Below are 21,863 nucleotides of genomic sequence, written 5' to 3' on the forward strand. Positions count from 1 at the left end.
CTGTACGGGTAAACAACATGTTATTTTCTTATATTACCCGTACCGTATCAGAGCATCACTGAATATTATGAATGAGCTGAATCCAATGCCGGAGTTTACTCCGAAACAGTATTTGCTGTTGTTGGCGTTGTTAATACTGGCAACCAGTTGCAGCCCGGTGTTGGGCTGGTTATTTCCCACCCTGGTCGGTACGGTTTGGCTTACTTTTCTGCCACCTTTGCTTGGTTTATATCAGTTGCTGTTGCTGTTTCGCAGCCTGGGCATCATTAATTTGCCGGGCGTAGCCTGCTACTCAGCCATTCTGGCGCCATTATCATTGTTGAGTTTTTATCAGTTTATCCTGCAATAACCCACTCTTTTGCCATTTTTGCGTTATTATAGCGCCCACATACTCTGCACAGCGTCACTAAGCTTAATATAGCCGGTACCTTGTTGTGTTCATTTTATTCTCGTTAAGGTTTAGCAACGGATGTCGATTAACTGGTTTCCGGGCCATATGCACAAAGCCCGTAAAGAAATTGCCGAAGTCATGCCGCAGGTTGATATTATTATCGAAATGCTGGATGCCCGTATTCCGTTTTCCAGCGAAAACCCGCTGGTGCCGCAACTACGCGGCAATACGCCCTGTATTAAAGTATTAAATAAAGCCGATTTAGCCGACCCGGAATTAACCCGGCGCTGGATTGAGCATTTTGATGCCCAGTCCGGCGTGAAGGCCATTCCTATCAGCCAACAAAACCCGGAGCAAATCCGCGCCCTGCTGCAACTGTGTAACGACATGCTGCCACAGCGTAATCTGGATATTCGTGGTGCCCGCGCCATGATCATGGGCATCCCCAATGTCGGTAAATCCACCTTAATTAATACCCTGGCCGGCAGAACTATTGCCAAAACCGGTAATGAAGCCGGTGTTACCAAGATGCAGCAACGCATTAAGCTGGATAACAATGTGATCCTGACCGACACGCCGGGTTTTCTCTGGCCTAAACTCAGCCCGCCTACCTGTGGTTATCGCCTGGCCGTAACCGGTGCCATTAAAGATACCGTGTTCGACTACGCGGACATCGCTATGTTCGCCGCAGATTACCTGCTGCAACGCTATCCGCAGGCGGTAATGCAACGCTTTGGCTTAACTGAACAACCACAGAACGATCTGGCATTAATGGATGCTATCGGCATCAAGCGCGGCGCTATGCGCAAAGGTGGTATAGTCGATCTGGAAAAAGCCGGCAGCATTTTAATCACCGAACTGCGCGCCGGTAACCTCGGCCCCATTACACTGGAAACGCCGGAAATGGTGAGCCAGGAGCAAATTGACGCTAAAGCTGAAGAAGGCGCTAAAGCAAAAGAAAAAGCCGAGCGTGAAGCCGAACGCAAACGCAAAGCACAACGAAAATACCGCTAACAGGATTTGATATGACGCAAAGCGCATTGATGCAACTGGCTTACATCAGCGACTGCCAAAGCGGGATAACCCCTGCCGCAGTGGCCGGTATTCATCAGCAGGCAAAGCGTAATAATGCGTTAAATAACGTCACCGGGGTATTGCTGACCACCGACAAGCATTTTATGCAATTACTGGAAGGTGAACCACAGCAGGTAGAGCAAACCTATCAGCGCATCCGCCAGGATAGCCGCCATACAAATGTGCGACTGATTTTCAGCCGCAATACCACACAGCGTCAGTTCCCAAACTGGCATATGGGGCTAAAACACAGCCTGGATCAAGCTGAGCATAGCGATCTGTTGGCCATTATTAATATGTACGGCCAGCGCGAACATTTCTCAGACCAACAAGCCGACGCCATCAATTTGTTATTCAGTGCCTTATAACAACGGCTGTTAAAACCGCTTACTTCAGCCTAATGTTGCCTGTAACTGTTGTTGATACTCAGCGAATTTTTCCTGCTGTTCAGCATCCAGGTCAGCGTGTTGCAGTTGTTGCTGCAGGCTTTTTGCCAGCGCAATATGGCCTTCATCCAGCGCCTCCTGGCCACGCAATGCCACCAGCACTTTTAAAATATTTAATGCCACACTCATATTATTCGGCGTTAATGAGAACGCCTGCTCTAACGAATTCAGCGCCGCATGAAATTTATTGCGTTTAAAAAACTCCACCGCCATCCGATTTAACTGCTGCGGCGTAAAGTGCACTGCACTGCGCTCAGCGGCTTCCTGTTCAATGTATTTTCCCACTACCTGATTGGTCAGGCCGGTGCCGCTGATTTGCCGTTTAATCGCATCCAGCAGCGATACCGCATCTTCACGCCGGCCCAGCTCGTGCAGGGCTTTCACTTTATCCAGGTTATCTTCTACCGAGGTGCCCGGCCGCAAGCTAACCTGATTATCAACAATACCCTCTGCTTTGCTGCGCTCTTCCCTGGCCGTATGTAACCTGGCCCGCACCACCAACAGTTGATCTTTTAATTGCGCGGCTAACGGCAGCTGTTTTTCCAACTCGGTTAGCAGCAAATCAGACTGGCTCAGCACTTTTACCGCATCGGCTTTTTCCAGCGTAGTAGCATAATCAATGCCGGCACGGACCACATTAAGCCGCAGCAAGGGCGAGTCATGAATCGAGTTTTTCGCATGTTTGGCCATAGCAATAGTGGCCTGATACTGGCCGATATGGTCATGATTTAACCGCGCTAAATCCAGCAGGCGTTTGTTACGCTCAATGTTACGCGGTGCCAGTCGCGTGGCCTTTTTAATTTCTTCATAGGCCTGTTCATAGTCTTGCTTACCTATGTAGTAATGCGCCAGCATATCGTAAGTGGCAAACCGCGTGTCGGTTTTGTCGGTAAGTTGCTGCAACAGCGTCTGAATTTCTGCCAGCTTATCTTGTTGCAACAAGGCTTTGATATAACCCAGATAAGCCCATGACAGCTTATGATTTTGCAGTAAGGTATCGTAATACACAGCAGCGTCGGCAAACTCGCGTAAATTCAGCAGGCATTCGCCTTTTAACCGTTTCATCTGCAGATGGTATTTACTCAGCGCCGGATTAAGCAAATGCCGTTCGGCAAAATACACCGCCTTGCTATAATCCTGGCGGTCAATCGCCTGATATACGTTAAACAAGGTGCGCTTTACTTCCAATGTCAAAGGCAGTCGCGTTTGCACATGCTTACTGTTTAACGGTTTAACCCAGAAATCATCCGGCTGCAGCTCAACTATGCTGTTGACCAAATCTTCACTGGTTTCCGCACTGAGGAAAATCAGTACCGTGCATTTAGTGACATACCGCTTAAACTTCAGCTCTTCGAGTAAATGAAAGCCGTCTTTATCACTTTTGACATTAAAGGCGCAGATCACCACATGAAACAGGGTTTGTTCACATAAACGCAGGGCATAATAAGAGTTCTCGGCATATTTAATATTCACAATGCCCAATTCAAGTAACGCCGATTTAATGACGTTTTGTACCAGTACCTGATCATCAATGATCAGTACATTTAACTTATCATAAGCGGTGAGTTCTTCTTGTTCCATCAGCGTACTTGTTCCATCAACATATTTTGCATCCCTGCGACAACGGCTGTAAACGCACTAAGGTTAATATCAGTTATATTAGCAAGCTGCGATAAAAGCAACATCGCGAAAATATAATCCGCTGCCCCCATTGTCAGCCACGGCAATCACCCCAAACTCAGCAACCAGACGTTTTATCAACCGAGCCAGAGGGCCACACCATGTTTTATCAACTCAGCATCGTACAAATGAGCAAAATGCTACAAAACTTACAGCATATCCTGGATAAAGGTGCCGCCTTTGCCGACAGCAAAAAAGTAGAGATGGCGGTACTGTTAAACTCCAGGCTGGCACCGGACCAGTTTAATCTGACCCGCCAGGTGCAGATTGCCTGTGATACCGCCAAGCTCGGTGCAGCAAGGCTAAGCAACACGGTAGATAGCGCGCCAAAACATGCCGATGACGAAACCACCCTGGCAGAGTTAAAACAACGTATCAGCGACACTCAGGCTTATCTGGCAACGTTCAGCGAAGCTGATTTTGCCAACGCCGCCACGCAGAAAATCAGCCAACCGCGCTGGGAAGGTAAATATGTAACCGGTGAAGAGTTTTTAATGCAGCATGTACTGCCGAATATCTACTTCCATATCACTACCGCTTACGCCATTTTGCGCCACAATGGTGTTGAGGTCGGTAAAAAAGATTATCTTGGTGCCATGCCTTATAAATCTTAACGCCTAACATAAAAGCGCCGGGCAAATAACCCGGCGTTGTTGTTTCAGGTGTCAACCGTGTTAGCGTTCTAACACGATACGGTAACGTGCTTTACCACTTTTTAAATGCGCCAGTGCCTCGTTTATTTGCGCAAACTTAAACATTTCCACTACCGGTTTAATATTGTGTTGCACGGCAAACTCCAGCATTTTGGCAATGGTAGCCGGGCTGCCAACCGGTGAGCCAGACACAGAGCGCTGCGCCATAATCAGGCCAAATACGCCGATATTTAGCGGCTCCAGCGTGGCGCCAACAAAGTGCAACCGGCCTTTGGGCTTTAATGTCGACAGGTACAAATTCCAATCCAGCGCCACATTGACAGTAGAAATAATAAAGTCAAAGCGCCCTGCCGCCTGCTCAATTTCGGTACTGCTGCGTGAATTAATGCACTGATGCGCACCCAGCTCTTGTGCTTCTGCGGCTTTACTGTCGCTTGAAGTAAAAGCGGTCACTTCACAGCCCCAGGCGCGTAGAAACTGCAGCGCAATATGGCCAAGGCCACCAATACCGATTACTGCCACTTTATCGGTTGGTTTTATATCAAACTGCACCAGCGGGTTAAATACAGTAATACCGCCGCAGAACAGCGGCCCGGCTGTTTTCGCATCCATGCCATCCGGCAATGGCACAACGCTGGCCGCATTAGCCCTTACTTTGTCGGCGAAGCCACCATGGCGGCCCACTATGGTACCTTGCGCCTTATTGCACAGGTTATGGTCGCCGCTGCCGCAGCTACTGCACACTTTGCAGTAATCTGAATGCCAGCCCAAACCCACCACCTGACCGGCTTTAAGATGGCTGACAGCAGAGCCCACCGCACTGATACGGCCTACCACTTCGTGGCCGGCTACCAGTGGGTAAGCCGACATACCCCATTCATTATTTAACATTGACACATCTGAGTGGCAAATGCCGCAGTAATCGACGTCTATTTCCACGTCATCGCGGCCAAGTGCCCCGGGCTCATATTGCCAAGGCACCAGCTTGGCATTAGCTTCCGGTGCGGCGTAAGCGTTAATCATATTCTCTCCTGCAAGGTTACGGTGTAGCACTTTGTGTAGCTATACAGCTAACAGTATTGACCAGATCTGTGCGCCTGCCCGGAAATAACCGCAAGGCGCTCACTATTTGTACAGCAACACCTGTTTCTTGCGCAGCTTTCAGGTATAATCCGCCGACTTTTTTCCGGCACGGCCAACTTTAAGAGACACTATGACAGTACAAACCTTTGACCCGACACAAACCACCACTCTGGACACTCCTGCCAAAGCCTTAGCAGAGCAGGCTAAAGCCGGTGCCGGTAAAGGTAACACCATAGGTTTTGTGTCATTGGGCTGCCCGAAAAACCTCGTCGACTCAGAGCGCATTCTTACCCAGCTGAAAAGCGAGGGTTATAACATAGTGCCAAGCTATGACGATGCGCAGCTGGTTATTGTTAACACCTGTGGTTTTATCGACTCTGCGGTGCAAGAGTCATTAGATACCATTGGCGAAGCCCTGGCCGAAAACGGCAAAGTGATTGTGACCGGCTGTTTGGGCGCGCGCGAAGATGAAATCCGCCAGGTACACCCGAATGTCTTGGGCATTACCGGCCCACACAGCTATGAAAACGTATTAAAGCAGGTGCATGAATTTGTACCTAAGCCAAAGTACGATCCATTTACCATGCTGGTACCGGACCATGGCGTTAAGCTAACGCCGAAGCATTATGCTTATTTAAAAATTTCTGAAGGCTGTAACCATCGTTGTACCTTCTGCATTATTCCGTCGATGCGCGGCGACTTAGTCAGCCGGCCGGTAGGTGAAGTGCTGGATGAAGCCCAGCGCCTGAAAAATGCCGGCGTTAAAGAGCTGCTGATTATTTCGCAAGACACCAGCGCCTATGGCGTTGACGTAAAACACCGCACCGGTTTTTGGAACGGTTCACCGGTAAAAACCTCAATGCAATCACTGTGTGAAGCCTTAGGCGAGATGGGTATTTGGGTGCGCTTGCACTATGTATACCCTTACCCGCATGTGGATGACATTATTCCGCTGATGGCGCAGGGCAAAGTACTACCGTACTTAGATATCCCGTTTCAACACGCCAGCCCGAGGATTTTAAAGCTGATGAAACGCCCTGGCCAGGCCGACCGCGTATTAGAGCGGATTAAAAAATGGCGTGAGATTTGCCCTGAGTTAACCATCCGCTCTACCTTTATTGTTGGCTTCCCGGGTGAAACCGAGGAAGACTTCCAAATGCTGCTTGACTGGTTACAAGAAGCCCAGCTGGACCGTGTCGGCTGTTTTAAATACAGCCCGGTAGAAGGCGCCAAAGCGAACGACTTGCCAGACCCGGTAGCAGAAGAAGTAATGGAGGAGCGTTACCACCGCTTTATGCAAACCCAGCAAGCGATAAGCAGCGCACGGCTACAGGCAAAAATTGGTACAACCATTAAGGTGCTGATCGACGAAGTTGACGACGAAGGTGCTATTGGCCGAAGCTATGCCGACGCGCCGGAAATTGACGGTGCCGTTTACCTGAACGGCTTAACCAGCGTAAAACCGGGCGATATTATCGAGGCCGTGGTAGAAGAAGCCGATGAATATGACCTTTGGGCCTCAGTTGCAGAATAACGGCTGTAATAACCTTGTAGCGAAATGAAAAAGGCGGCTTCAGCTGCCTTTTTCATATTCTGTGCCAGCAACTACTCCAGTGTCAGCAAGCGCTGCTGCACGTCAGATAACTGCTGGTTATACAGCGCTATATAGGGCAGCTCAGCGTCACTGGCTGCCAGCTTCAGCGCATAGCCCCGCTCTATACTGCGCACTATTGCCAGCGCCCCTGCCATGCGGCCGCGGTTACCTTTAATCGCAGCTTTTATATCTTTATGCAGATTAACATGGCGTAAAAACAGCTCTGACGGGATATCAAACAGCAGATCTGTGCCGGAGATCAACGCCGCCAAAAAGTACTGCTGGCACTGCACGGCACTGAGTTGCCACTGCTGCGCGATATGCTGTGCGGTATAGGCCCGGGTTAATACCGTTATTGCTGCCGCAGGTGAAGTGCCGCTGAGCACTGCGCACATCAGCAGCCATTTGCGGGTTAGCTCCAGGCCAAGCCGGGTAACGGTTTCTTTAACAGAACTCACTGCACGCGTTCTGCGGTACAGCGGGCTGTTGGCAATTTTCAGCAAGCCCATGACAATGTTTGGCTCGTTTTTCAGCAGTGCCGACAACTGAGCAATATCAGGCTCGGCAGCAAACAAACAACTGATGATCTCTGCTACTTTAAGTGCACTGGGTTCCATTTTTTTGCCGGCCACCAGCAGCGATTTGGTTAAAAAATAGCCCTGAAATAAATCACAGCCCAGCGCTTTAAAAATCGCGAACTGCTCGTCCGTTTCTACCGGCTCGGCCAACCACAACAAGCCGGGGCGGCCAAATTGGGCTTTATAGCGCTCTGTATCGGCCAGGTTGCTGTTTAGCACATTCAGCCGGACAATATCAGCCAACGGCAACAACTGCTGCGCAGCGGCCTCTGTCAGTGCAATATCATGCAATGCCAGCCGAAAGCCCTGCTTTTTTAATGTCTTTAGTGCGCCAATATAAGTTGCATCCGGCTGCGGCGGAATTACCGGCTCCAGCACAACAGTGTCCGGTGCCAGCGGCAGAGCACGGCCTGATAAGACAAAATCAGCGGCCAGCGCAACAAACAACGGCGCCTTATATACCGCACTTTGCGCGCTGATATCAGCACATAACTGCTGCAACTGAGCGTCGCAGAGCCCGGCATCACTAAGCAGCAAAGTACTGACACCGGCACCACTGCGGTTAAGCAAGGCAATGGCATAGCGCTTTTGCTTACGGTCGAAAATAGGTTGGGCAGCATACAACTGCTGTATGTCCGTAGTTTTGTCGGTGTCGATGGTTTGGCGGGTCAAATCCTGTCCTTACAACAATACAGTTTGGCGAAACGCGGCCAATATAAGACCGGGCCGGCGTGCTGTCCAGCAGCACGCCGATATTACAACAATGTTTTTATTGCCTGCCCCAAGCCTTCCAGTGTCAGGGCATACATGCGCTTTTGCATCAACTGCTCAATAATATCAATCGAATAATAGTGCTCCCACCACTGCGGCGGCTGCGGATTGAGCCACACCGCTTTGGGATATTGCGTTAACAACCGTTGCAGCCATACCTTGCCCGGCAGCTCGTTGTAATGCTCGACACTGCCGCCCGGGTAGTCTATCTCGTAAGGCCCCATAGTGGCATCGCCGACAAAAATCAGTTTGTAGTCGCTGGCATAGGTATGAATAATATCGTCTACCTTTACCTGTTCGGTATAGCGGCGCTTATTATCACGCCATACACCTTCATACACACAGTTATGAAAGTAGAAAAATTCCAAATGCTTAAATTCACTTTTCACCGCAGCAAACAGTTTCTGGCATTGCTCTATATGGTCATCCATTGAACCGCCGACATCAAAAAACACCAGCAGTTTAATGGCATTGTGCCGCTCGCGCATAAAGCGTAAATCCAGCCAACCGGCTTGCTCCGAAGTAGCCTGAATAGTGCCGTGTAAATCCAGCTCGATCTCTGCGCCACTGCGGGCAAATTTACGCAGCTGTTTCAGTGCCAGTTTAATGCTGCGGTTATTAAGCTCGCTATCGGTGTCCAGATCTTTAAACTCGCGCTTATCCCAAACCTTTACTGCGCGACGCGCGCCACTGCCCTGCTGGCCTATGCGCACACCTTCCGGGTTATAACCATAAGCGCCAAAGGGTGAGGTACCACCGGTACCAATCCATTTATTGCCGCCGCTGTGTTTTTTCTGCTGTTCAGCCAAGCGCTCGCGCAACGTTTGCAGCAGTTTGTCCAGCCCACCTAAAGCCTGCAGTTTGGCTTTATCTTCCTCGCTGAGTTTACGCAGCACGTCCGGCACTAACCACTCGGGCGATATGCCGGCGGCTATGTCCACTTCGGCGACACCCTCAAAGTAATCAGCAAAGGCGCGGTCGAATTTATCGTACTGGGTTTCATCTTTTACCAAACACAGCCTGGACAGTTGATAAAAGGCTTCGGTGTCGGCAAAGATCACCTGTTGTTTTAACGCATTAAGTAAATCCAGCAGTTCGGTAATGCTGGTTTTTAAGCCGTATTTGCGCAGCGTAAAAAAGAAGTCGATTAGCATGTGCAGGTTCCGCAGTATTGTTCCCGCTGCGGCTCACAACACTTGCCCCGGCTCGTCGCAGCAACTCGTTCGGGCTGGCGCCCTCGCTCAGACACTCTGCGCCGACCGAAACAAGGTTCTGATCCTTCGCTGGCATGATTGCCATAGTCGACCACGGCGAATAAAACTCCTGACACAAACATCCTCTAGCGTCCCTGCCTTTTTGCCAAAAACGCCAGTTTCTCTACCAGAGCCACATCCTGCTCGTTTTTCAGCAGCGCGCCAAACATCGGCATTAAACCGCCTTTTTGCTGTTTATCGGTTAGTACTTCTGCCGGAATATCTTCGGCCAGCAATAACTTTAACCAGTCGAGCAGCTCTGACGTGGATGGCTTTTTCTTTAACCCGGGCAGCTCGCGCAGTTCAAAAAACACCTCCAGCGCTGTGCTTAACAGCTGCTGTTGGATCTGCGGGAAATGCACAGCGACAATAGCGCGCAAGGTATCGGCATCCGGAAAGCGGATATAGTGAAAAAAGCAGCGGCGCAAAAACGCATCCGGCAGCTCTTTCTCGTTATTTGAGGTGATGATCACTATCGGCCGCTCAACCGCGCTTATTTGCTCGCCGGTTTCGTGCACGTAAAACGCCATCCGGTCCAACTCGTGCAGTAAGTCGTTGGGGAATTCAATATCGGCTTTGTCTATTTCATCAATCAGCAGCACGGGGCGTTTAGCGGCGGTAAAGGCCTGCCACAGTTTGCCGGGGCGAATATAGTTATTAATATCGTGCACCTTGTCGCTGCCCAACTGGCTGTCACGCAAGCGCGACACCGCATCGTACTCGTACAGGCCGTGCTGTGCCTTGGTGGTAGATTTAACATGCCACTGAATAAGCTCTGTACCGAGGCTTGCCGCCAGCTCCTCTGCCAGCCGCGTTTTACCGGTACCCGGCTCGCCTTTTATCAGCAGCGGTTTTTCCAGCGTTACTGCGGCATTTACCGCTAATGCCAGCTCGTCAGACACTATATAGTTGTCGGTGCTTACAAAAGCCATTACTACCCTCTACTGTTATTTTAAAGCCCGTCAGGCTTGTGGTGAAACGTAATATCTTATAGCCAAAAGCTACTGTAATTTTTGCCACGCTGGCGTATTCTTATAACCAATTTATCGTAAACGGAGTTTTTTTATGGCAAACGTCTATGCAGACAACTCATTGTCTATCGGCCGCACCCCGCTGGTCAAATTAAACCGGACTATTGAAGGCGGTGCTAATGTCTACGCCAAAATTGAAGCACGCAACCCCAGCTTCAGCGTAAAATGCCGCCTGGGCGCTGCATTGATTTGGGATGCCGAGAAAAAAGGTACCTTAACGGCTGATAAAGAAATTGTCGAGCCTACCTCCGGCAACACCGGTATTGCCTTAGCGTTTGTGGCGGCCAGCCGCGGCTACAAACTCACCTTAACCATGCCGGCCACCATGAGCTTAGAGCGACGCAAGCTGCTAAAAGCGTTAGGCGCCAATTTAGTGCTGACCGAAGGCCCTAAGGGCATGAAAGGCGCCATTGAAAAAGCCAAAGAAATTCAGGCATCTGACCCGGATAAATATTTAATTTTAGGCCAGTTTGAAAACCCGGCTAACCCGCAAATTCACTTTGATACCACCGGACCGGAAATTTTTAATGACTTAGACGGTAAGGTCGATATTTTCATTGCTGGTGTTGGCACCGGCGGTACTATTACCGGTGTAAGCCGCTACCTGAAACACGAGAAAAAGCTGCCACTGTTAAGCGTAGCCGTAGAGCCGGCAGAATCGCCGGTGATCACTCAGGCCAAAGCCGGTGAAGAGTTAAAACCCGGCCCGCATAAAATTCAGGGTATTGGTGCCGGCTTTATTCCGGGCAACCTGGATTTAGCTCTGGTGGATGACGTTGAGCGCGTTACCAGCGACGAAGCCATTGCCGGTGCGCATCGCTTAATGCGCGAAGAAGGTATTCTGGCCGGTATTTCCTCCGGTGCAGCCCTGGTGGCCGCGCAGCGTTTGGCAGCAAAACCGGAAAACGCCGGTAAAAATATCGTGGTCATTCTGGCCAGCGCCGCCGAGCGTTATTTAACCAGCCCGTTATTTGCTGAAGTGTTTACCGAACAGGAATTACAGCCTTAATCAAGCGCTTAGATATAATAAAGGGCTGCTTTTGCAGCCCTTTTACTTTACAGCACGGGCAAAAGGTTCCACACTGAGGAGCATATTTACCAACCGGATTGTACCGATGAAGTTCTATTTTCTGCTACCGCTGTTCCTGTTGTTGGCTGCTTGCGGCGACGATAGCCCCAAAGTGAATGCCCAGTGGGGTACACCGGAGTACATAGCAACCGAGTTTTTTCATGCGCTGTACAACGAGAAAGATCTGAATAAAGCCAAACAACTGTGCACCAAAGACTACGCCGATTTAATGGAATCTTATGGCACTGTGCGCCAGGTTGGCCGCACCTTAATGAATATGTCATTTGAACAGGTGGATATTCGCGTAAACCGCAGTGGCGGCAATTTACGCGAGCAATATGATAATCGCGCCGATATTACACTGCTACTTACCGGCCCGCACGACGGTAAACAGGTTGACGAATTGCGCGTGGTTGAGATGATCAAAGATAACGGCCGCTGGGTCGTGCAGGCCGTTAAAGTAGATAAGTTTGCCAGCAGCGCCCGTTAGCGCTGAAAGAACGCCGCTATACGCTGCTGACACTCAGTCCCGTTTAACAAACGCTGAAATTCAACTAACTCATTGGCAATAGTTTGCAAGGTCAGGCTCTGCTGCGGCTTGAGCAGCGCCTTGCTGCTTTGTACCGCATCTGCCGGTAAGGCCGCCAGCGCAGTGGCTTTTTCCAGCGCTAAGGCCACAACCTCACCAGAGCTTACTACCTGATTCACCAGCCCCATTTGCTGCGCCTGCCCGGCATCAAAGGCTTCACCGAGCAATAAATACTGCGCCGCGCGCTGATAACCGGCCACATTGGGCAATAACACGCTGGAGCCGGCTTCCGGACATAACCCCAGTTTTGTAAACGGCAGCTGAAACCGGCTGTTATCGGCGGCGTACACCAGATCACAATGCAGTAAGGCTGTGGTGCCGATACCTATGGCCAACCCGGCTACGGCGGCCACTAACGGCTTGGGAAATTGTGCCAGCTGATACAAAAACTGCACCGTCGGGTGCTGCGCATTTAATTCACCGGCGCCAAGAAAATCCTGTAAATCATTACCGGCACTGAAACAGTCGGCACTGCCCTGCAGCAACACCACATTAATACTGCTATCTGTTGCCGCCTGCGTCAGGGCGGCGGTCAGTTCGCGGTACATCTGCTGGCTTAAAGCATTTTTCTTCGCCGGCCGGTTCAGACTAATTTGCAGCACGCTGTTATGGCGCTGCAGTACAATATCACTCATGCTTATTCCCTGATTAATCCCTGATTATTTGCCCGCTACGCTGCCTTCACGGCGCGGATCGGCGGCACCTTGTAAGCCGTCCGCGGTAACCATGATGGCATGCAGGCCGCTGTTTAAATCCTGTAGTTGTACTTTGTAGCCCATATCTTCCAACACTGCCTGTTGCTGCGCCAGCGCAGTGCCTTTTTCCAATGCCAGATAATCGTTACGATGGGTAATACGCGGTAAATTCAGTGCCTGCTGCACGTCTAACTGCCAGTCCAGCACCGCTACGATGCTTTGTGCCACATAGTTAATAATGCGGCTGCCGCCGGGCGAGCCTATTATCAGTTTCAGTTTATTATTGCCATCAAACACCATCATTGGTGCCATTGACGAGCGCGGCCGTTTGCCGCCTTCCACCCGGTTTGCCACCAAATGGCCGTCAACTTCAGGGCTTAAGCTAAAATCGGTCAGCTGGTTATTTAATAAAAAGCCACCCACCATCAGGCCGGAGCCAAATACGTTTTCAATGCTGGTGGTCATGCTTACCGCATTGCCGTCACTGTCAACAATAGAGAAATGGCTGGTATTGGGCAGCTCCGGCGATTTAGCTGACAGTAACGCCGGCGCACCTTGAGGTATCCCGGCTTGTGCCGGCTTACCGGCTTTATTGGCCGTAATTAAAGCCGCCCGCTGCGCCAGGTAATCCGGCGCTAACATGCCCTCTACCGGCACCTGGACAAAAGCCGGATCGGCCAGGTAACGCTCCCGGTCAGCAAACGCCAGCTTTGCCGCTTGCGCCAGCACATGGGTAGCCTGCACGCTGTCCGGCGCTACTTTAGCTAAATCATACTGCTGTAATATGCCTAATATTTGCAGCACCGCTATACCACCGGAACTGGGCGGCGCCATACCGCATACCTTGTACACCCGATACGCCATGCACACCGCATCGCGCTGCAGCACCTTGTAATTGGCTAAATCATCAACACTAAGCGAGCCAGGATTTACCGGCGCTGTTTGCACCCGCTCACTGATAGCTTTGGCCAGCTCACCGCGATAAAAAGCATCCGGCCCCCGGCTGGCAATAGCCTTCAGCGTGGTGGCATAAGCGGGGTTTTTCAGCAAACTGCCCTCAAGCAGCGGTTGGCCGTTGGGCATAAAATACTGCTTGCTGTCATAAAACTGCGTTATGCCTTTGTTCCAGCCCTTTGCCAGCTGATTAGCAGTGCGCGATGATACCGGGAAGCCCTGTTCCGCAGCCTTGATGGTGTCAGCAAACAACTCAGCCCAGGGCAACTTACCATATTGCCGGTGCGCCTCTGCTAACAAAGCGACCACCCCGGGCACGCCAACCGATTTACCGCCAACATAGGCCTCACGCCAATTCATTGGCTTGCCCTGCTCAGTAAATAACAACGGCGTCGCCGCTGCCGGTGCCGTTTCGCGGCCATCAAAGGTGGTAAGCTGTTGTTGTTTGGCTTGCCAGTGCAGCATAAAGGCGCCACCACCGATACCGGAGCTTTGCGGCTCGACCAGGCCCAGCATCAGCTGGGTGGCAATAGCTGCATCTACCGCACTGCCGCCTTTGGCCAACACTGCACGGCCGGCTTCTGCCGCCAGCGGATGGGCGGCTGCCACCATATAGCTTTTGGCGCTGACCAGTTGTTGCTGATAAATACCGGTTGCCGCTTCCGGCTCACGGGTTTCCTGTTGGGCAGATAACGCAAAAAAGCTGAAACTACACACCACAACAGCAGCGCGATACAGTAACGGAGCAACATTCATAGCAAATACACTGGTAAAACTGAAGTGATCACACCCTACCCGGTTAGCCGCGTAAGATCAATATGCGTCAGTGCCACTGGTCTGCTTAGCCTGACGCTTTGCCGTTTAACCCGGCAGTACAGCGCGCAGGTGTAGATTTTACTTGACCCGAAGCAGCGGATCGTTTTGCATAGGCTCCCTGATCCCTAACCAGACGACCTTGACCTTGCCCAGCTTTTTGCCGTTACCATCCCGCTATTGGCCTTACCTGTTACTCAGCGCTGTAATAGTGCTGTTGGCAATATTACCGCCCGGCTGGCAACAACTGCTGCAGTACCATCGCGGCGCTATTGCTGAGGGCGAATACTGGCGCTTACTCAGTGGCCATTTGCTGCATTCAAATTACTGGCACTTGCTGCTGAACCTGGGCGGTTTACTGCTGGCCATGCTGCTGCACGGCCGTTACTGCAGTTACCGTCAACTGCTGTGCTATTGGTTGCTCTGTGCATTGGCCATCAGCCTGCTAATGTATGCATTCAGCCCGCAACTGCAGATTTATGTCGGGCTGTCCGGGCTGTTACACGCCATGCTGACGCTGGGCGCACTGCAGGATATTCAGCGTAAACTGTTCAGTGGCTGGTTGCTGCTGGCCGGCCTCGCGGGCAAGGTACTGTGGGAGCAATGGCAAGGGCCGGACGCCGAATTGGCTGCACTGATTAACGCCGACGTTGCTATTGATGCGCATTTATATGGCTTGCTAAGCGGCATTGTTATTGGCTTGGCCGCTGCAGCGCAACAGCGGTTAAAGAAATAATAGCCAGGCAACCAGGCTGGCGGCAAGGCAGTAATACAACATCGGCACCAGGGTATAGCGGATAATCTCGCCTTCGCGGCCGTTCAGCCCTACCACACTGGCCGCGGCAACAACGTTAACCACACAAATCATATTACCGGCATTAGCGCCGAGCATTTGCAGCGCCAGCACTAAGCCCCCGTCAAGGGCGGCATCCTGCGCCATTGCTTGCTGAAAACTACCGAACATTAAATTAGAAAAGGTCGCCGAGCCGGCAATAAAAGACCCCAGCGCGCCAACTAACGGCGCTATCAGCAGCCAGACACCACTCAAATGCACGGCTGCCTGCTCTGCCAGTGCCAGCGGCATTGCCGCCAGCCCGACATTGTTAATATCCGAGTGCAGAAAAATCCGCACCATCGGCACCGCTGCCGCCAGCGCAATAAAGGATGGCCACAGCATAGTACTGCTTTGTTGCAAGGCGGTTTTCAGTTGCCGCACACTGCCGTTCTGTAACAACATGGCTATAAGCGCTGTAACAATAAATAAACTGCCCGGCAAATATAACGGCATAACGCTAACCGAAATGGCCGAGCCGAAAATATCCGGCCAACTGACACTGACACTTTGCAATGCCGCCTTAAACGGCAATTGCGGCACTCTGCTCAGCACCAACAATAACGCCACGATAATATAAGGCAGCCAGGCCCGCAGCAGGCCGGGCACTGCCTGGTTAGAGGTAACTGCAGACACTGCGGCAGGTTCAGATGGCGCTGGCAGTAAGATGCCGCGCCTTGCCATAGTGCAAACTAACGCCAAACCAATTAACGCCCCCAACACCGAGGGAAACTCCGGCCCCAACAATACCGCCACGCCATAGGCCGGCAGCGTAAACGCCAGGCCGCTTAGCAGCGCAAAGGGTCCCATCGCAAAACCGGCACGCCAACCCGGCGTAGCGCTGAAAAAACGGCAATACAATACACACATAATCAGTGGCAGCACTGAGGCCACCATAATATCAATGCTGATGGCCAGCACCGCCACCTGTTGCAGCTCTGTCGCGCTGATGCCGGGCACGCCCTGCGCCAATCCCACTAACACCGGTGTGCCCACAGCACCAAAAGACACCGCGCTGGAATCCGCAATTAATGCCAGCACCACGGCCGCCAGCGGGCTAAAGCCCAGCGCTACCAATAATGGCGCCGCAATAGCTGCCGGAGTACCAAAGCCGGCCGCGCCTTCCAAAAAGCTACCAAACAACCAGGCAATAATAATCAGTTGCACCCGTTTATCGGTGCTGATGCGGCTGAAGCCCTGTTTAATAGTGTCAATGGCGCCGGTTTGTTGCAGCACTTTGAGCAGTAAAATGGCGCCAAACACTATCCAGAGAATAGTCAGCGCTATCACCAGCCCCTCGGCAATAGCTGCGCTAAGTTGCAGTAAGGGCATCTGCCAGACAAAGAATGCTAATAAGGCGGTACACACCAGGCTAAGCGGCATCGCCCTGCGCGCCGGTAAGCGCAGCAGCACCAATAAGCTAAACACGCTGAGCAGCGGCATTAACGCAGTGATCAGTTGTAATGGGCTCATCCTTGCTCCTGCTAACGCTGCAACTTACACCAACGCAGTTTTAAAACGACGCCAGCGCGTTAAACTCCAGTACCGCTTTACTCAGCGGGTGCACAAAGCGGATATATTCTGCATGCAGCAGTAAGCGCGGGCTTTTTGCTACGATATCAGCCGGCGCATATAAGGTATCGCCCAGCATGGCATGGCCCAGTGCCAGCATATGTACCCGCAGTTGATGCGAGCGGCCGGTTACCGGCTCCAATTGCACACGGCTTTGATTAGTCGCCGTGTTATAACTGAGTAGCTGATAGCGGGTTTGCGACGGCTTACCTTGTTGCTGACACACTTTATACAACGGCCGCTGCTGCTCGTCGGCGGCCAGCGGTAAATCAATCACGCCTTTGGCTTTGTCCAACTTACCGTTTACCACGGCAACATAGCGCTTTTGCACGCTACGGGCCTGAAACTGCTTACTGATATCCGACAACACCCGCTTGGTCAGCGGTAATACCACTAACCCTGAGGTGTCGTAATCCAGGCGGTGCACCACCTCAGCAAAGGGAAATTCGCGCTGTACACGGCGGATAAGGCAATCCTGATTTTGCGGATGGCGACCGGGCACCGTTAACAGTTTGGCCGGTTTATTTACCACCAGCAGCACATCATCTTCATACACTATCTGGTATGGCTCACTGCTGGCTGGCAATACTACCAATTCTTCTACACTGTTACTCATAAGGCTCTCCGCTGGATAAACACCGGCCATTATGCCGTAAAAGCCCTTCGTCTGCCGGATAAATTCAGCTAAGCTACTCACTTTATTGCTAAGTTTACCATGCCATGACCGACGCCTTTATTTATCGCCCGCCCACCGGCATCCCGCTGGATATCCTGTATCAGGACAAAGACCTTATTGTGCTGAATAAACCCGCCGGCTTACTAACTAACCCGGGCCGCGGCGCGCATTTGGCCGATTGTTTGCTCAGCCGCGTGCAGCAGCAATATCCACAGGCGTTATTGGTGCACCGGCTGGACTTAGCCACTTCCGGCATAGTGGTAATGGCGCTGCGACGCAAAGCCGAAGCGGCGCTGAAGCAGCAATTTGCCGAACGCCGGGTCAGCAAGCGTTATCTGGCATTGGTCTGGGGTAAGCCCGTACCGGCCGAAGGCACTGTCGATTTACCGCTGATCGCCGACAGCAATAACCCGCCAAAACAAAAAGTCTGCTTTAACGGCGGCAAAGCCGCTATTACCCACTATAAAGTACTGCAACAACTGGCCGACCGTGCCCTGGTAGAATTAATCCCAATTACCGGCCGCTCGCACCAGTTACGTATGCATATGCTGCAGCTTGGCCACCCTATTCTGGGCGATGCGTTTTATGCCACGCCAGAGGCCTTAGCCGCCGCGCCGCGGCTGATGTTGCATGCTGCCAGCCTGGAGCTGAACCAACCGTATAACGGCAGCAGGCTGCGCTTTGACGCCGACAGCGATTTTGTCAGCGCCCAAGGTGTACTGATCCTCTGAGTTAATACCCCGGGCCAGCAACAAAATTGCCTGCCGTGGTAATGGTAAATTGTATTTTGCCAGCTATAGTGTTTTAAGCTGCTGACTGGCGCGATATCAGCAAACCGGCAGTGCATAATGATAATAAAACAGGAGCTTAGCAATGAGTATGCTGCACGAGTTTAAGGCTTTTGCCATGCGTGGCAATGTAGTGGATATGGCGGTAGGTATTATTATTGGTGCTGCCTTCGGTAAAATTGTATCGTCCTTTGTTAATGACGTTATTATGCCGCCGATTGGCGTATTACTGGGCGGCGTTAACTTTCGCGATCTGGCGCTGGTAATTCAGCAAGCAACAGAAACTCAGGCCGAGGTAGTGATCAAGTACGGCATGTTTGTGCAAACTATTATTGATTTTATCATTATTGCTTTTGCTGTATTTGTCGGCGTTAAAGCGATGAACTCGATGAAGAAAAAAGAAGAAGCCAAGCCGGCAGCAATTGCTGAAGTAACGGAAGATATTAAATTACTGACCGAAATTCGTGATTTGCTGAAAAAGCCGTAACGTTGCTTAAGTGATGTTGGTTGGATAAAAAACGTCTCTTGCTGAGACGTTTTTTATTGTTCGATGCGCCCGGAAAGGAGGTCGGAAACCCGATCTGGTCGGCGCAGAGTGTCTGAGCCCTGCCGCAGGCAGTAGGGCGAGTTGCTGCGGCGAGCCAGAGCGGGTATTGCGACCGTATAGTTACAGCGTTATAAATTCTGCTCAAATAACTTATAAATCCGCCGGTATTCATCCAGCCAGCTGCTGGGCTGACGAAAGCCATGCGGCTCTACCGGGTAAATTGCCGTTTCAAAATTACTGTTTTCCTGCTCAATTAAACGCTGCACCAACCGCACCACATCCTGGAAAAACACATTGTCGTCTACCATAGGTGCATTGATCAGCAGTGGTTTTTTCAGGCCCTGCGTAAAGTAAATCGGCGAGCTGCGTTCATAAGCAATAGGGTCAATCGCCGGGGTGTTCAGAATGTTAGAGGTGTAGGCATGGTTGTAGTAGGCCCAGTCACTTACCGGCCGCAGCGCAGCGCCGGCCTGGAATAAATCCGGTTGGGTAAACAATGCCATAAAGGTCATAAAACCACCGTACGAGCCACCGTAAGTACCAATACGGTTGCGGTCAACATTAGCATTAGCCACCAGCCAGTCTACGCCATCGGCTAAATCTTCAATTTCCGGCGTGCCCATGCGACGGTAAATGGCGGTACGCCAATCACGGCCATAACCTTTAGAGGCGCGGTAATCCATATCCATTACCACATAGCCTTGCTGCGTCAGCAAATTGTGGAACAAAAATTCGCGGAAATAACCCGACCAGCCTAAATCGCTGTTTTGCAGATAGCCGGCGCCATGGTTAAAAATAACTGCACGGCGTTTTTCGCCCTGTTGATAATCAGCCGGGTAATATACCTTGGCAAATACCGGCTGCTTACCATGGCTTGATGGTACAGCCACTACCTGGGGTGCCACTAACGGCAACTGTTTAAACTGCGCTGAAACGGTATCGGTAAGCCGCGTTATCGTGCTACCCGGTTTGGCATCTGCCAGATACAACTCATTTGGCAGTAAGTTAGTGGAGAAATTTAACAGTAACTTTTGCTCATCCGGCGACAGGGTAAAATCGGTGTGGCCACCTAACTGCGTCAACTGTTCGGTTGTACCGTCGGCCAGCACGGCACGGTAAACTTCGTAGTTACCGGGGTGTGCTACGTTAGCTTTGAAATAAATAAACTGATCATCACTGCTCAGCACCGGATCGCTTACTTCAAAAGTGCCGCTGGTCAGCTTTTTAGCTTTGCCTTTCACCGGTTTAACATACAGATGCGAGTAACCGCTCTCTTCTGATAAATAGTAAAGGCTGTCGCTGTTATTTAACCAGCCGTAGTCATTAAAGGCATAGTTAACCCAGGCAGTGTCGTGCAAGCGGTGCTGCGGTACCAGGGTTTTCTTTGCTAAGTCTACCGTCGCTATCCAGCGGTCTTTATTGTCCAGCGCTTTTAACATCAACGCCACCTGGTCGCCGGAGCTGTGCCAGCGCATAGCACTTTGGCTCCAGTACCAGTCGGTCATCAGGCCGATATCGCGGATAACTTTAGCCGATTTGTACTTTTCGCCGCGCGCTTTGGCATTTTCGGCTTTCACCTCTGCCAGCACATCTTCGTTGTACCCCGGCAAACTGGTGTAACTCAGCTCTGTGCTGCTGCCATCCTGCAGGTTTAGCAATAAAATACGCTGTGGCTGCGGCGTTACATCGTTTACCCGCGCCCGTACCGGCTGGGCGGCAATATCACCGTTGGCAGTAATATAGTTCGGCATAATGTCTTTATCGTTACGCTTAGTCGCCTTGCGTACCGCTACCATTAAATAGTTGGCTTTAGGCGACAAACTGGCAGCTACCACCTGCATATCTTTACCTAAATAAAACGCGGTTGGCGCCAGGCTGGCATTTTGCTGTTGTAATTGCAGCTTAGCCTGATACCGCTGCTGTGCAGCGTTTTGCTGCAACGCAACAAATTCAATCAGCTTTTGCTGCTCCTGTGCCAGATAACCGCCAGGTATTGCCGGAGCTTTGGGTTTATCGGCCAGTTTCAGGCTGGCAAGCTCTGTACGCGTGCCGCCGGCCAGATCCTGAGCATAAAAGGTCCAGCCTTCGCGGTAGGCCAGCCGGCCATCCAACAAAAACTCCGGCGCACTTTGTACGGCATTGTCGCGGGTAAGCTGAGTAACAGCACCGTTGCCACCGTTATTAACAGCGCGGACAAATACATCGCCTTCAAATACCCACGCCTGCAAGCTGCGATCTTTGTTATACACCGCTTGAGCGCTGCCGGTTTCATGCAGGTTGGCCAGCGCTACGGCAGTGCCGTTTGCTGTATCGCCGTTTGCCCCCGCATTAATTGCTGCAACAGGTTTGACATACCAGTCACGCAGCTCACTGCCCTCGCGTTTACGCTGGTAATACACCAGGCTGCTGTCTGCACTCCAGTGCGCACTTTCCGGCTGGCGGCCTAACCAATCGGGGTCGGCCATAATTTGTTCCAGCGTCAGCTGAATACTATTGTCGGCCTGATACACAGCAGGAACACTGATGCTGGTGGTAGTGTAGGTTTGCGATTCGGCTTTTTTTGCCTGCAGCGGGCCGGCCAGCACCAGGCTGCACATTGCCACAGCCAGCGCAGAGTAGCGGGTCATGTTCATAGCAAGATTCTTATAATGATAAAAGACGCCCTGTTATACAAAGCCCGGCGCTTTAACGCAACACAGCAGTGCAATAATGCGGCTGACAGCAGAGCAGATAAGATTAAACGGCATAAAAAAAACCGGCCCAAACCGGGCCGG

At 51.5% G+C, this 21,863-nt stretch carries 20 protein-coding genes; 10 read left to right on the forward strand and 10 right to left on the reverse strand.

The genetic code is table 11. The annotated features are described in order from the left end of the window. The first annotated feature begins 67 nt into the window (after positions 1-67). The 3 genes from Q8O77_RS02490 (at position 68) to Q8O77_RS02500 (ending at position 1,833) form a co-directional block, all read left to right on the forward strand. The gene (locus Q8O77_RS02490; RefSeq protein ID WP_305551287.1) at positions 68-349 is read left to right on the forward strand and encodes a hypothetical protein; all 282 of its coding nucleotides are present in this window, start codon (positions 68-70) and stop codon (positions 347-349) included. Positions 350-469: 120 nt separating this feature from the next. Further along, a complete protein-coding gene (gene ylqF / locus Q8O77_RS02495) occupies positions 470-1,405 on the forward strand; it encodes a ribosome biogenesis GTPase YlqF (RefSeq protein WP_305551288.1) in 936 nt (311 codons plus the stop codon). Positions 1,406-1,416: 11 nt separating this feature from the next. Next, positions 1,417-1,833, forward strand: coding sequence for a BLUF domain-containing protein (locus Q8O77_RS02500; RefSeq protein WP_305551289.1), 417 nt, complete (start codon positions 1,417-1,419; stop codon positions 1,831-1,833). A gap of 24 nt (positions 1,834-1,857) precedes the next feature. Here the strand turns inward: Q8O77_RS02500 and Q8O77_RS02505 are convergent, their stop codons facing one another. Then, positions 1,858-3,492, reverse strand: coding sequence for a response regulator (locus tag Q8O77_RS02505; protein WP_305551290.1), 1,635 nt, complete (start codon positions 3,490-3,492; stop codon positions 1,858-1,860). 200 nt (positions 3,493-3,692) lie between these two features. Here Q8O77_RS02505 and Q8O77_RS02510 point away from each other — a divergent pair, with 200 nt between their 5' ends. Beyond that, on the forward strand, positions 3,693-4,205 hold the full coding sequence (locus Q8O77_RS02510) for a DUF1993 family protein (RefSeq protein ID WP_305551291.1): 513 nt from the start codon (positions 3,693-3,695) through the stop codon (positions 4,203-4,205). Positions 4,206-4,265: 60 nt separating this feature from the next. On the opposite strand, the gene Q8O77_RS02515 is transcribed toward Q8O77_RS02510, so the two are convergent. Further along, on the reverse strand, positions 4,266-5,267 hold the full coding sequence (locus Q8O77_RS02515; protein WP_305551292.1) for an NAD(P)-dependent alcohol dehydrogenase: 1,002 nt from the start codon (positions 5,265-5,267) through the stop codon (positions 4,266-4,268). A 190-nt stretch (positions 5,268-5,457) separates the two neighbouring features. On the opposite strand from Q8O77_RS02515, the gene rimO reads away from it, so the two are divergent. Continuing rightward, positions 5,458-6,861 (forward strand): 30S ribosomal protein S12 methylthiotransferase RimO, encoded by a 1,404-nt coding sequence (gene rimO, locus Q8O77_RS02520; RefSeq protein ID WP_305551293.1) that lies wholly within the window; start codon positions 5,458-5,460, stop codon positions 6,859-6,861. A 71-nt stretch (positions 6,862-6,932) separates the two neighbouring features. Here the strand turns inward: rimO and Q8O77_RS02525 are convergent, their stop codons facing one another. The 3 genes from Q8O77_RS02525 to Q8O77_RS02535 all read right to left on the reverse strand — a co-directional run bounded on the left by Q8O77_RS02525 (position 6,933) and on the right by Q8O77_RS02535 (position 10,455). Beyond that, positions 6,933-8,171, reverse strand: coding sequence for an EAL and HDOD domain-containing protein (locus tag Q8O77_RS02525; protein WP_305551294.1), 1,239 nt, complete (start codon positions 8,169-8,171; stop codon positions 6,933-6,935). 83 nt (positions 8,172-8,254) lie between these two features. After that, a complete protein-coding gene (locus Q8O77_RS02530) occupies positions 8,255-9,424 on the reverse strand; it encodes a VWA domain-containing protein (RefSeq protein WP_305551295.1) in 1,170 nt (389 codons plus the stop codon). Between the two features lie 185 nt (positions 9,425-9,609). Continuing rightward, complete coding sequence (locus Q8O77_RS02535) at positions 9,610-10,455, reverse strand: MoxR family ATPase (protein WP_305551296.1); 846 nt, start codon at positions 10,453-10,455, stop codon at positions 9,610-9,612. A gap of 133 nt (positions 10,456-10,588) precedes the next feature. Between Q8O77_RS02535 and cysK the strand changes: the two genes are divergently transcribed. Next, on the forward strand, positions 10,589-11,563 hold the full coding sequence (gene cysK / locus Q8O77_RS02540) for a cysteine synthase A (RefSeq protein ID WP_305551297.1): 975 nt from the start codon (positions 10,589-10,591) through the stop codon (positions 11,561-11,563). 106 nt (positions 11,564-11,669) lie between these two features. Beyond that, entirely contained in the window at positions 11,670-12,113 is a 444-nt protein-coding gene (locus Q8O77_RS02545; protein ID WP_305551298.1) for a hypothetical protein, read from the forward strand. Here the strand turns inward: Q8O77_RS02545 and Q8O77_RS02550 are convergent. Together Q8O77_RS02550 and ggt are read right to left on the reverse strand one after the other, a co-directional pair. Continuing rightward, positions 12,110-12,847 carry an enoyl-CoA hydratase gene (locus tag Q8O77_RS02550; RefSeq protein WP_305551299.1) on the reverse strand — a complete coding sequence of 246 codons (738 nt, stop codon included), beginning with the start codon at positions 12,845-12,847 and terminating at the stop codon, positions 12,110-12,112. The genes Q8O77_RS02545 and Q8O77_RS02550 overlap by 4 nt on opposite strands. Before the next feature lie 24 nt (positions 12,848-12,871). Beyond that, positions 12,872-14,617 carry a gamma-glutamyltransferase gene (gene ggt, locus Q8O77_RS02555; RefSeq protein WP_305551300.1) on the reverse strand — a complete coding sequence of 582 codons (1,746 nt, stop codon included), beginning with the start codon at positions 14,615-14,617 and terminating at the stop codon, positions 12,872-12,874. A gap of 142 nt (positions 14,618-14,759) precedes the next feature. On the opposite strand from ggt, the gene rrtA reads away from it, so the two are divergent. Beyond that, positions 14,760-15,410 (forward strand): rhombosortase, encoded by a 651-nt coding sequence (gene rrtA, locus Q8O77_RS02560; RefSeq protein WP_305551301.1) that lies wholly within the window; start codon positions 14,760-14,762, stop codon positions 15,408-15,410. On the opposite strand, the gene Q8O77_RS02565 is transcribed toward rrtA, so the two are convergent. Both Q8O77_RS02565 and Q8O77_RS02570 read right to left on the reverse strand, forming a co-directional pair. Beyond that, positions 15,399-16,979, reverse strand: coding sequence for an L-lactate permease (locus tag Q8O77_RS02565; RefSeq protein WP_305551302.1), 1,581 nt, complete (start codon positions 16,977-16,979; stop codon positions 15,399-15,401). The genes rrtA and Q8O77_RS02565 overlap by 12 nt on opposite strands. 40 nt (positions 16,980-17,019) lie before the next feature. Further along, positions 17,020-17,694 carry an RluA family pseudouridine synthase gene (locus tag Q8O77_RS02570; protein WP_305551303.1) on the reverse strand — a complete coding sequence of 225 codons (675 nt, stop codon included), beginning with the start codon at positions 17,692-17,694 and terminating at the stop codon, positions 17,020-17,022. Between the two features lie 104 nt (positions 17,695-17,798). Between Q8O77_RS02570 and Q8O77_RS02575 the strand changes: the two genes are divergently transcribed. Together Q8O77_RS02575 and mscL are read left to right on the forward strand one after the other, a co-directional pair. Next, positions 17,799-18,485, forward strand: a complete 687-nt coding sequence (locus Q8O77_RS02575) for an RluA family pseudouridine synthase (protein ID WP_305551304.1) — start codon at positions 17,799-17,801, stop codon at positions 18,483-18,485. Between the two features lie 142 nt (positions 18,486-18,627). Continuing rightward, complete coding sequence (gene mscL / locus Q8O77_RS02580; protein WP_305551305.1) at positions 18,628-19,029, forward strand: large-conductance mechanosensitive channel protein MscL; 402 nt, start codon at positions 18,628-18,630, stop codon at positions 19,027-19,029. 188 nt (positions 19,030-19,217) lie between these two features. Here the strand turns inward: mscL and Q8O77_RS02585 are convergent, their stop codons facing one another. Continuing rightward, positions 19,218-21,722 carry a prolyl oligopeptidase family serine peptidase gene (locus Q8O77_RS02585; RefSeq protein ID WP_305551306.1) on the reverse strand — a complete coding sequence of 835 codons (2,505 nt, stop codon included), beginning with the start codon at positions 21,720-21,722 and terminating at the stop codon, positions 19,218-19,220. Positions 21,723-21,863 lie beyond the last annotated feature (141 nt).

The organism is Rheinheimera sp. (genome assembly GCF_030690345.1).
Lineage (GTDB): Bacteria > Pseudomonadota > Gammaproteobacteria > Enterobacterales > Alteromonadaceae > Alishewanella.